7 protein-coding genes are annotated in these 12,098 nt (G+C 60.7%); 4 read left to right on the plus strand and 3 right to left on the minus strand.

Going from position 1 to position 12,098, the window contains the following annotated elements:
* The 3 genes from BLT75_RS23600 to BLT75_RS23610 form a co-directional block, all read right to left on the minus strand.
* Window positions 1-3,567, minus strand: a 3,567-nt coding sequence (locus tag BLT75_RS23600; protein WP_245706646.1) for a two-partner secretion domain-containing protein, incomplete at its 3' end; no start/stop codon positions are given.
* A 13-nt stretch (window positions 3,568-3,580) separates the two neighbouring features.
* A complete protein-coding gene (locus BLT75_RS23605; RefSeq protein WP_245706644.1) occupies window positions 3,581-5,230 on the minus strand; it encodes a ShlB/FhaC/HecB family hemolysin secretion/activation protein in 1,650 nt (549 codons plus the stop codon).
* Window positions 5,231-5,560: 330 nt separating this feature from the next.
* The gene (locus BLT75_RS23610; RefSeq protein WP_143028665.1) at window positions 5,561-6,940 is read right to left on the minus strand and encodes a S8 family serine peptidase; all 1,380 of its coding nucleotides are present in this window, start codon (window positions 6,938-6,940) and stop codon (window positions 5,561-5,563) included.
* 668 nt (window positions 6,941-7,608) lie between these two features.
* Here BLT75_RS23610 and BLT75_RS23615 point away from each other — a divergent pair.
* From BLT75_RS23615 to BLT75_RS23630, 4 genes are all read left to right on the plus strand, one after another.
* Window positions 7,609-9,027, plus strand: a complete 1,419-nt coding sequence (locus BLT75_RS23615; RefSeq protein WP_245706645.1) for a tetratricopeptide repeat protein — start codon at window positions 7,609-7,611, stop codon at window positions 9,025-9,027.
* 289 nt (window positions 9,028-9,316) lie between these two features.
* Window positions 9,317-10,129, plus strand: coding sequence for a phosphatase PAP2 family protein (locus BLT75_RS23620; RefSeq protein ID WP_176828252.1), 813 nt, complete (start codon window positions 9,317-9,319; stop codon window positions 10,127-10,129).
* A gap of 267 nt (window positions 10,130-10,396) precedes the next feature.
* Window positions 10,397-11,833, plus strand: a complete 1,437-nt coding sequence (locus tag BLT75_RS23625) for an FAD-binding oxidoreductase (RefSeq protein WP_093038154.1) — start codon at window positions 10,397-10,399, stop codon at window positions 11,831-11,833.
* Window positions 11,834-11,914: 81 nt separating this feature from the next.
* Window positions 11,915-12,098, plus strand: a 184-nt coding sequence (locus BLT75_RS23630; protein ID WP_143028668.1) for an SAM domain-containing protein, incomplete at its 3' end; no start/stop codon positions are given.

Below are 12,098 nucleotides of genomic sequence, written 5' to 3' on the forward strand. Positions count from 1 at the left end.
CACCGCCGCCTGCCCATAGGGGCTGGTCGCGTCCTCCGCCGTCACCACCAGCGGCGCCGGTGTCACCGTCAGCGCGCCGTCGACATAAGTGATGTCGTAATTCCCGAGCCCCGTGCCCGCCGCGTCCGAGGCCACGATGGCATAGGGCAGACCGCCGTTCACCCCTGCATCCGCCGCCGACCCCGCGCTCGTCAGCGTCACGCTGTCGACGCTGTCAGCAAACAGCAGGCCCGTGGTCGAGAACCCGCCCAGCACCGCCGCCTGCCCATAAGGGCTGGTCGCGTCCTCCGCCGTCACCACCAGCGGCGCCGGCGTGACGGTCAGTGCCCCATCCACATAGGAAATGTCGTAATTCCCGAGCCCGGTGCCCACCGCGTCCGAGGCCGCGATAGCGTAAGGCGTGCCGCCGTTCACCCCCGCATCCGCCGCCGACCCCGCGCTTGTCAGCGTCACGCTGTCGACGCTGTCAGCAAACAGCAGGCCCGTGGTCAAGAACCCGCCCAGCACCGCCGCCTGCCCATAGGGGCTGGTCGCGTCGTCCGCCGTCACCACCAGCGGCGCCGGTGTGACGGTCGCGCTGCCCACCAGATCAACGACGCGGTAGGATATGCCGTCGGCGCTGGTCAGGGCCGTGCTGTCGACCGTGAAGGTTCTTGAGCCGACGTTGATGTCGGGAAACGCAAGTGTCTGGAATATGGGGGACGTGCCAAGCGTGTCGCAGCAGCCATCGAACACATAGCTGCCCGGCCCCCCGGCAACGGACCCTGTCGCAACCGCGCCTTCGGTCTGACCGTATTGAACCGTCAACGGATCGGGCTGTGCAAAGACAACCGGAGAGGTGCTGTAATTGACCGGATGGAACCCGGTGTCGCCGGGGGCCCAGATGGTTCCGAAATCCCACCCAAGGGGCCCGCCCAGCGCGATGAAGGTCGGCGTGTCCTGGAACTGCGCGGTGGTCAGCCCGGTGGCGCCGGGACTGGTCGATCGACCCGAGATGTCGACATCCCAGAAATTCGCGGACGCACCGCCGCTCGAGGTATCCCGGCCCAGGAATCCTCCGGTGGTAAAACTCAGGGCCCCGGATGTCGTCACCATTCCGGTTGAATAGGACCGGGTCAGGCTGCCGGCATTGTCCCCGGCAAAACCGCCGGCAAAAGCTCCGGCCAGGCTGCCTGTCGATGTGTCCGTGACGGTGACGTTGCCACGTGAATAGGAATCGGCGATCTGTGCCGGGGCGTCCGTCTCTCCGACAAAACCGCCTGCCCTGATGCCAGACGGCGTGTCCAGGTTGACAGAATTGGTCACGGTGACATTGCCCGTCGCATGCGACCGCGCAATCGTTCCGCCCTGGTTGCGCCCGACGAAACCGCCGGCCGCGTGCGGGATCGAACTCGAGCCGACATCGACCGTAACATTGGCCGAGGAAAGGCTGTCCTGCACGGACCCGGTGTTCACGGCGATCAGGCCGCCTGCCGCATCAAGGGCTGCGCTGACATTGCCGCTGCTTCGGGTGTTCCTGACCGTCCCATTGTTCGTGACCGCCAGAACCGCAGCCGAACTGCCTGCGATATTCGCATTTTCCAGCGTCAGGTCCGTCACTGCGCCACTGCTGTCGATCGTGTTGATCAGGGCGGCCGGGCGTAGACCGAAAAACTCTTCATCGAACGAAAACTGCGAACTGAAAAGGCCGGAAACCGTGAAACCCGCGCCGTCCAGCGTGCCGCCCAGCAGTGGAATCGGTTCGAATCCGTTTCCGTCAAAGTCATTTACCCAGGCCGAGGTGCCGCTGGCATCCACATCATTGGCCAAGACGGCATTTGCCCCGGACAGGCCCGGCGTGGCCAGCCCCTGGAGGCCGTAGACATCCGTAATCTGATAGGGGCTGGCCGCGCTGCCATCGCCGCCCAGCGCGCGCAGGAAGGTCCCGCAGCACGCAGCCTGGAAATTGGTCGCGGAAAATGACGGCAGAGTGCCGACCTGGTTCCATATCCCCGATGACAGGGTGAAAGAAGCCACGTCGATGGCACTGGCCGCATTGGTCGCCACATTGTTTGTGGCATTCAGAAAGATACCGCCGTTCGGTGCGTTGATCGCTCCGTTGAGAAAGATGTCGTTGTCTGCCCGAAGGAACAGGGTTGTCGTCGCCACCCAATCCAGGGTTGCATTGATGAAGATATCGCCGGTATCGCCTACAACCGAATTGAAGGTATCGAGAAAGACGTTGGTGCGTTCGAGGTCTGCTTCCAGCGTGGTCTCGCCCCCGGCGCCCGGGTCGATCGTGATATCCAGCGGGTCGAGCAGCAGCGTTCCCCAACGGCCGTAACCCGCGCGCGTATCCGCACTCCCTCCATAGGACAGAACCCGGCTGCTCGATACTTCGATGAAACCGCCATCGCCGCCGATTTCGCCCCCCCGCGCCGACAGGGTCCCGTCAAAGCGGGTCTGGTCGTCCGACCAGACCGCGATGCGCCCGCCGTCGCCCGCCCCTATCGCATCGGCCCGCACGACCGAAGCGCTGTCGACGTCCACGCTCAAGGCCCGCAGCAGGTCGCCCGCGCCGGAAAAATCGCCGCCGATCCTGACCAGCCCGCCGCCCTCCTCGGCGCTGGCGTCGATCTCGGCCCCGGCCAGGATGATTTCGCGTCCGGTCAAGGTGATTTCGGGTCCGCGCGGTGGTCTGGGCGAACTGGCCACGGCAAGCGGCGACCCGGCCTGACGGGTGGAAACGCGCCCGGACACCTGGACGGACCCGCCACTCCCTCCGCCCAGAACGATCGCGCCATTGCGCACCGACACCGAACGCGCCTCGGCGACGCCGGACAGGTTGATCGCCTGCCGCACCGCTTCGCGGGCGGTCGCGGCGCGCATCTCGATCAGCCCGCCGTCGGCACTGGCGATGCCTGAATGCGAGATGAGCGCTTCTCCACCATCCTCTCCGGCGGTGGGGATCGCCACTTGCAGGAATTGGTCACCTGACAAATCCAGCGTCACCCGCTCGCCGCTGGCGAACCCGATCCGGCCCATCGGAACGGTGACGATGCCCGAATTGCGCACCCGCCCGCCCAGCAGCGCGGCATAGCCGTCCGGGCCGATCCTCACGCGCCCGGCGTTCGACACGGTCGCCGAGGACCCGTTGCCCTGAAACCGGTATCTGCCGGCCAGAAAATCCTCGGTCGAGATATCCAGTGTCGAGGCCACGAAGGCGCCGGCATCGACCGTGCCGTTGGACCCGATGAAGATACCGTTGGGATTGACCAGATGCACCTGTCCGTTGGCCGTCAGCCGCCCGTGAATATCGCTTCGGGTGTTGCCCGTGACCCGGTTCAATATGCTCGATTGCGCCCCCGGCTGGCGGATGTCGACATGGCTCTCCGATCCGATCGAGAAACTGTTCCAGTTCACCACCGCAGATTCGCTGGACTGATTGATCACCATCGTCCGCGGCCCGGGCTGGGCGATGTTGACCGAACCGCCGACAACCGTCGCACCGGTCGGCAATGTGGACTGGGCATATGCAGGTGTCAGCCAGACGCTGGCGGCAACCCCGCACGACAGGATCGTGCGCACCGACAAGGATGCCTCAGAAACGAACGCTCCCCGAGATGCTGAAGCGGTTTTCGTCAGGGATACCATCGTCACGTTCTCCTCTGCCATATTCGATCCGCAGGCTGCTTGACCGGAAAAGTGAGTTCGTATTCGAAAAAAGATCCATCCCGATGCCGTAGAACACCGCCTTGGTGCGGGCCTGTTCCAGAACGGTGGGATTTTCCAGAATGGCCTGACCGGCACCGGCAAACAGGTAGGGGCTGATCTGGAAGTTCCGGCCGGCGACGCTGATCGGATAACTCGTCGACACCTCGGAACGCAGCACCCATCCGCCGTCGCCCCGCAGCGTGCCGGAATCCATCGTGGACACCTCCTGGCTTCCGATCAGAGAAAACTGCTCCGAGGTCAGCAGCGGGTCGCCGAACGAACTCTGGAAGCGACCAAAAACGGCCAGACCGATCCGTTCCGACAAGGCGCGCCGGTGCGACAATGATCCCGAAAGCTTGGTGAATATCGCGTCCGCCCCGGCACGGGACAGCGGCGTTCCGGCACCGACATCGGCCAGGGTTCGGGCCCCCAGCGCATCCAGTCCGCGTGACAAGAAGAGGCTGGCCGAAGAAAATGCCTGATCCATATGCAGATATGTCAGGCTGACCCCCGCGCGCAGGATGGTCAGCTGATCTTCGTAGACCTGCGCCCCGCCCAACAGCGACTGGTCGTCCTTTTGCATATCCACGGCCAACTGGCCCGTGACGTTCAGTTGCCGCCCCCGCGTCAGCGGATGGATCAGCCGCAACGACAACCTGTCGAAATCCGACCGTGTCGCGGGGACTTCATCCGGCGTGGTGTCGCTGCTTGTCGCCTCGATATTCACGTATGTGCCAGACCGGCCAACCGGATAGACAACGCCCGCAGCCAGAATCCGGCTGCGCGGATCGCCGGAAAAGAACCCCTTGTAGTTGCCCGAGATGCGTCCGTAAAACGTCTCGCCCTGGCCCAGGGCGCTGTTCAGTTCGCCCCCCAGTTCCAGGTTCAGCCGACCCAGTTCCGGACCGGTCGGATTGCCGAAACCCGCGAAGCCGGTGACCCTCTGGTACTCGGCGTCCAGCCCGATGACGGTCGATCCCGGCGCGCTGCCGGCGGTCAGCCCCGAGCGCAGCGCGGTTCCCGGCACGTCTCCGGACAGCAGCAACTGGCGTTCAAGCTCGGTGCGCGTCAGTCCCCTTCGGTTGATCAACCCCTGGGTCAGCCGTTCCACCCGCTTCTGAACTTCGGGCGGCAGGTTCTGCGTATCGATGGCTTCGATATAGCCGTTCACCACCACCACACGTATCCGGCCGCCATCCCGCACCGTTTGCTGGGGCAGCACGACGCGCGTCAGCACAAAGCCGGCCTCGGCATAGGCGGCTTCCAGGTCCGAGGTCGCGTCGAACAATTCGGATGCAGGGATCCGGCCCCGGGTCAGCCGCTCAACGAAAGCGTCGTTCGCGTCGGCCATCTGCGGAAGCGGATCGGTCAGATCGACCGCCGAAATCGTGATGCCGATGTTTTCCAGCCCGGCCGGAGCCTGCCCCCCCGATTGCCGGGACAGCGCCAGTGCGCCATCCAGTCTTTGCAGCGGTGGCGTGAAGCTTTCCGGCGTGATCTCGCTGGCGGTTTGCGCGAAAACCGGCGACGCAATCACTAAACTTATCAAAAGCGCAGCCCGCCGGATGGCAAACTTCGAAAGTCCATCAAAGCATTTCAAAGATTCTTGAAGCACGTGCCCACTCGAGTCGAAAAATATCCTTAACCGTCAATCCCCAAGCAAAACCAGGTCGCATTCATGTTGCCGCCATCTTGCTTGGCGATCAAGCTTCTTGGGGTCGGTATGGCTGGGATAATGCAATTCAGCCCTGGTCCCTTCATTTCCGGAATGCTTCGATTTTTCTGGCGTTGATGTGAGCAGGATATGAACTTTGCAGAGTGCACAAACCAGGATCCGTTCTCAAACGACACCCCTCATTTCAGACTTTCAAGACGGCAGTTCAGAAATCGCCGCATCCAGATTCAGCAACCCGGCGCCGGTTCTGTTATCCCAGCCTGAACCAGATATCCGTCGTGTACCGGCGCGTAAGGCCGATCGCATTTGCACGGGCGAGACAACGGTGTTTCCCCATCCGCTCCGCAAGGCGGCTATGGCCCCTGCAACAATCGCCGACGCCCCCGACGTGCCACTGCTGCGAAGCCCGGCATTGCGATTTTCCACGAACCAGCTTGGCGCACTGAGATCGGGTTTTTCGACCAAACCGCCATCTGGATCAAAATTCGCTGGTCCTGGCCCCTGCGAAGAAGCCCCTATCCAAGCACCATCACAACGAACTGCGGCAACAGAAGTCACGTCCTTCAGGCCGTTTGCACCAAAAATGCTCTGCCCCGGGCCTCGATCATAACCACTTGCGCGGGGGTCGGCACAGAACTGGCCGTTATTTCCTGCCGCAAAAACAATGTCGTGCCGACGGCCCAGCCCAGCGATCATGACATTGAGCCAATGGTCAGGATTGTTGGTGTATTCCCCCCTGACACGCTCGGCAAAGCGATCTACGATGCCCCAGGCGTTCAGGATCACCCAGTTTTCATCGCTTGAGAGGAAAAACCAATCCATCGCAAAAAAAGCAAACAATGCACGAAGCGCGAAATATTCGACATCGGTGATCCGCGCAGGCAGCAAAGGCAGATCGAAAAACTCGGCGTCAGGCGCCAGATCGACCAATGAACGCAGAAGCATGGAGCCGTGTCGCATTTGCAAGGGAACATATGCTTCTGTCCCAATGCCGGGGACCGTGACGTTACCCCCTTGGAGTATCCCGAGGCCGCCGCCATAGGTGCCGCCAAGCGACTGAACATAATTTTTACTGAATCCACGATCGACAACGAACACTTTGGTTCCTTCGCCGGTCAAGCCCCGCGCTTTCAGAACATCAGCGCGGATCAAACCTCGCGCCGCCTTTCGCGATCCAAACGCCACTCCCATCCCATGCCCGGCGCACCAATGCTGTCCATTCGGCGCAAGATCCATCGTGGATGGTTCCAACTCGACCCCCAGGACCCGCGCGGCCTCAGGCTCACCAGCAGCGATGGCCTTGTCCCGAAAATCCTTCAGCAGGTTTCGCGCCTTGTCGGCGTCAGGCAATAACAAAGGAATGCCAAATCCGATATCGGACCCGGATAACCCGTGTGAAACGTTCCCGTCGCGATCAACGGGGACCCAGGGATTGTTGGTCTGTCCCGGCGGAAGAATGAATCCGGGCAAGCCATACGTATTCACCAAGTCGACCAGATCGTATCCGACTTTCGACAGGTTGGATTTCAGCGTGTCCCGATTGCGGTCAAACAGAAACATCTTGATTGCCATGGCAGCACCTCCGCCGTCCGGAACGCCGGCATCCAACCCGGAAATGATCCTATTCCACACCGACAGGCCCGCAAAATCGGGGCCGGCCAATCGATCATTTCACCCGTCTGAACCCGGGTCAAATCCGGCTCATAGTTAACTTTTATCGCGAATCGACGCATAATGCACGGATAGGAGAGATTGATTTGAGAAACGGTCTCTTTCAACAGGATGAAGACGTGCTGCCGCCGTGTCCGAAAGCTGCCACTGCTCCGGACGGCGGTCATTCGGGTAGTTCATCAGACCTGCCAAAAATGTTCAGCCCAGCAGATACGGAGCAGAACCCTGGCGGGGCTCTGCCTCCCAACGTGTCGAAAGCGACGGACGATCTCAAGGTTTGCGTTGGGTTCGTGGATGTCGTCGGGTTCTCCGAACTCATGCACACCGACGAAGAAGGCACATTCTATCGCTGGACCGATCTGCGGGACGATGTCGTGCTGCCCTTGATGCGGCAACACGGCGGAACACTTGTAAAGCTGACCGGTGATGGCATTCTGACAACTTTCGACGATCCGGTTGCAGCAGTCCGCTGGGGACGGGAATTGCAGAAAAAGGCCCGGCAGCGGCGGCAGGGGTTGTCCTTGCGGATATCGCTGAACTTTTGCCGGGTGCTTCGTGACGGAAACGACATGTTGGGCGACGGGGTCAATATCGCGGCCCGGTTGCAGGAATTCGTCAGCGCCGGCGGTATCATCTGGACGCAATCGGTACAGGACAGGCTTTCGGGTCAGAACCAGCTTGAGACACGATCGCTGGGCAGGTTGCCGTTGCGCAAGCTCGGCGAGACCGTTGCCGCCTATGAACTGGTCACCGATGCAAGATACGCATTGGAGGGCGCTGTCGACGGTTCGATCCTGCCTTCGATTGCGGTGATGCCTTTCGCCAATCCCGGTGGCGACCAGACGGATGAATATCTTGCCGCAGGAATTTCGGAAGGCATCATTTCACAGCTCTCTCGCAATAGCGATCTGACGGTTATTTCAAGGTCTTCGACCTTGGCGTTCGGGCGGCAGGCAATCGAACCACGTTCAGTCGGGCGGGCTCTCAACGCACGGTATCTCATAACCGGAACACTTTGGCGTTCCGGCAGTCAAATTCGCCTGTCCACCCAGTTGCTGGACACCGAGACGGGTCGCAATCTGACGGGCCTGCAGAGGGATTTCAATCAAAGCGACATGTTCGCGGTGCAAGATGAAATCGTCGAGACAGCATTGGTGCACCTGTTGCCCGGCGTATTGTCCGAAGAGCGCCGGAGAACCCTTCGCAAGCAACCTGCATCCTTTACGGCCTACGACAGCTACCTCAAAGCGCTGGACCTTATCGGTGATCTGGAGAGGGATGAGTTTGACCGGGCTCGCCATCACTTGGAAGACGCGATTGCAGCCGATCCCGGTTTTTCTTCTCCCTTGGCCTGGCTGGCCCGATGGCACAGCCTGAACGTAGGCCAGGGATGGTCGGAAGATCCCAAGGCGGATGCGCACAAGGCCAGTTCCCTTGCGAGGAAAGCGATCGAACTGGATGTGAAAAACGCATTGGCGCTGGCAACTTATGGTCATGTCCAGTCTTATCTGTTCGGAGATTTCGAGACTGCGATTTACTATCTGGACCGTGCTCGCGAAGCCAACCCGAGCAGTTCGATCGCCTGGCTGCTTTCCAGCGTGACATTGTCCAGTATCGGGCGCAGCAAAGAGGCCATCCATGCGGCGGAGAGAGCGCTCCGGCTTTCGCCGTTCGACCAGCGTCTGTTTGTTTTCTACGTCTTTCTGGGCACGGTACACTATGATGCAGGCAATTTCGAAACCGCGATAAAGTGGCTCTTGCGGGGGTTGGCGGAAAACCATCGCTATACAAGTGGACTGCGCACTTTGGCCGTTTCCCAGATCGCGGCGGGCAAGCCGAGTGACGCCAAGGAAACCGTCGCTCGGCTTTTGGAACTGGAACCCGAGTTTTCGGTTTCCAACTACCGAAAAACCCATCGCCACTACAATGATGCAAAGCTTGTCGATCAGTTTTGCGCCCGTCTCAGGCAGGCTGGCGCCCCAGAGTAACCTTTCATCTGAGGGAGAACCGAAAATGACCAGACCGACAGGACGGGTAAGTACATTCGATGCTCGGGATGCCCGCGATGCCAGAGACGCAAGAGATGCCCGTGATGCAAGAGATGCGCGCGGAACCGCCGGCTACGGAGGAAGCCCCAGTTACCTCGGATTGGGTTTGTCTCCGCATACCGAACATGACGGGGCGGGGACTACACCGATCGAAGATCGCTGGTGGCCCGGAAATCAATGGCCGGCAACCCACCCGGTCGCGACCGACGGAGCGGGCGACCCTGTCCGGTTGCACAAGATCTACAAATTCTACAAATCGGCCGATTTCCGGCATTGGTCGCCCGGAAATCAGGCGATTGCCTTCCTCTCTGAATTCGCGCAACTGGATTCCAATGGCTCGGGCAAACCGGACTGGACGGATCTCAGCTTGCCCCAACCTGCACGCACGGGAACAAACACGACCGATCTGACGGATTTTGGTGGCGGTGTCAGGTGGCGGATCGATGACGAACTCGCGGAACTTGTCAGATTGATCGAATATCGGCACGGCGTGCTGGACGAAGCCCTGCAACAAAGGGATACGCTGATCGGCTATTTCCAGGGCATCTTGCCATTCAGCTACCTGTCACACCCCTACACGTTCAGGCTCTGCCACCTGGCCCTGGCAGTGGCTCAATTTCTGGCCTTTCACTTCAAGATGAAGTTTCAGCGTCCACGGCCATCGCAGTTGCACCCAGGCATTTTTCCTCCGATCGATGTTCCGCAGCATGCCGCCTATCCCAGCGCCCACGCGACCGAAGCCTGGCTTGTTGCCTCGTGCCTTGACGAGGTCATGCTGGACGCCGCCGGAAACAAGATTCTGGAATTCACGCATCCGGGCGGCGAAACGCGCAACGCGCTGCACGACATGGCCACACGGATTTCCCGCAATCGGGAGGTGCTGGGGGTTCACTACCCTTCCGACAGCGAGGCAGGAAAACGGTTGGCGCGTGCAGCCCTCCCAATAGTCAAAGCCTGCGCAACAGTGGGAAGCCTAGCAGACAACGGCCTTCTCAAAAAGGCCAGAGCAGAATGGACCGGGGTTTCGAACGCAGCGATGTGAGCCTTCGCTTTCGGATCGCCGAGGCGAACGTCGAGCCGAACCCGCACCGCCGGAACCGGGTGATCTCTTGGGGATTTCACCCTCTGGCGCGTGCAACGGGCTCTCGTCATGCCGGAGCGAGGACGGAGCACGAACATTCGGACTCGGTGCCGAGCCACCCGGCCCGCGAGGATCTGAATGTAACCCACCTAACAGAGACAGATGAGACGTTGTGTTAACCTTTGGGGGAGGCACCGTTCTGTCGCCTCGAACGTGGAGGAAAGAAAGATGACCAAGATCAATACATTGAACGACGGTGTCGTATCAGTCGATGACGAAATGATTGCGAACTTGGATGCATCACTGCGTGGTGGCGTGTCTGGACCGGGAACCCCCGGTTACGAGAAAGCCAGGGTCATCTGGAACGCCATGGTCGATCGCAATCCCGGGCTGGTCGTACACGCCAAGGGGGCCAGCGACGTGCGGCGCGCCATAGAGTTTGCGCGCAAGCATAACCTCATGATGTCCATAAGGTCCGGCGGACACCAGATTGCCGGGCACGCGGTTGTGGATGGTGCGTTGTTGCTGGATCTCTCCGCCATGACATCGGTCAGTGTCGACCCGATCGCCAAGACGGCACGGGTCGAACCCGGCGCCCTGTTGGGCGACATCGACAAGGAAACGCAAGCCCACGGCCTGATCCTTCCGGTGGGGATCAATTCGACGACCGGGATTGCCGGCCTGACGCTGGGGGGCGGCTTTGGCTGGACCACCCGCAAGTTCGGCATGACCATCGACAATCTCTTGTCGGCGGAGGTCGTTACCGCAGACGGAGAAATCATCATCTGCAACGACAGTCAGAATGCCGATCTCTTCTGGGCATTGCGGGGTGGAGGCGGCAATTTTGGCGTTGTAACTTCCTTCCATTTCAGGCTGCACGAGCTTGGGCCGGAGGTAATGTCCGGACTGATCGTGCATCCGATCGCCGACGCGCCCTCGCTTCTGGGCAAACTGACGTCGATCACGGATAGCGCGGATGATGCTCTGACCGTCTGGACGGTGATGCGCAAAGCACCACCTCTGCCATTCCTGCCGGAAGAATGGCATGGCAAGGAGGTTCTGATATTCGCCGCCTGTTATGCGGGCGACATGGCCGAAGGTGAAAAGGCCATGGCAGGCCTGCGCGCCCTGGGCAATCCCGTCGTCGATGTCATAGGCCCACACCCCTTCGTCGGCTGGCAAGCCGCCTTCGACCCCTTGCTGGCGCCGGGTGAGCGGAATTACTGGAAAAGCCATGATTTCGCCGGTCTGCCGACCAAGGCGATCGATACGCTGGTCGAGGCGATCGGCACCCTGCCCGACCCGCAATCCGAAGTGTTCATCGCTCATGTCGGCGGAGCGATGGCGCGCGTTCCGGCTGGCGAAACGGCCTATCCTGAACGATCGGCGCATTTCATCATGAACGTACACACCCGCTGGAGTACGCCGGACAAGGACGAAGCCTGCATCGGTTGGGCGCGCAATTTGTTCGACGACATGAAGCCCTATTCGACAGGCAGCGCCTATGTGAACTTCATGCCCGAGGATGAGGCCGACCGGGTCGACAACGTCTACGGGGCGAACATGCAGCGATTGTCACAAGTCAAGGTCAAGTACGACCCGGGCAACTTCTTCCGCTGCAATCACAATATTCCTCCGGCGGAAAGCGCCGCCGCAGCGGAATAGGTCGCGGTGTTCAAAGAGGGACCGTTTGCGGAAACAGGCTCCCGACATCCAACATGCCAATGCTCTGGCGGCACCCGGTCCATGGCCGCAGTGAAGATTCAGGGGGGTAATTCACAAGGGTTAACTGCCTTGATCGGCATCCCCCAAACCATCATTGTGTTTCACATGGTCGTTGAAATCAGCACATGGTTGGGCAGTCTGGGCTTGAGCCAGTATGTTGAAGCGTTCCGCGAGAACGATGTTGACGGCAGGGTCTTGCCGCTTC

The sequence above is a fragment of the Ruegeria marina genome (assembly GCF_900101475.1).
Lineage (GTDB): Bacteria > Pseudomonadota > Alphaproteobacteria > Rhodobacterales > Rhodobacteraceae > Ruegeria_B > Ruegeria_B marina.

What these genes read in the sequence shown, in the direction of transcription:
- BLT75_RS23610 (WP_143028665.1), bottom strand. Translation starts at nt 6,940, where the DNA reads ATGGCAATCAAGATGTTTCTGTTTGACCGCAATCGGGACACGCTGAAA.
- BLT75_RS23615 (WP_245706645.1), top strand. Translation starts at nt 7,609, where the DNA reads ATGTTGGGCGACGGGGTCAATATCGCGGCCCGGTTGCAGGAATTCGTC.
- BLT75_RS23625 (WP_093038154.1), top strand. Translation starts at nt 10,397, where the DNA reads ATGACCAAGATCAATACATTGAACGACGGTGTCGTATCAGTCGATGAC.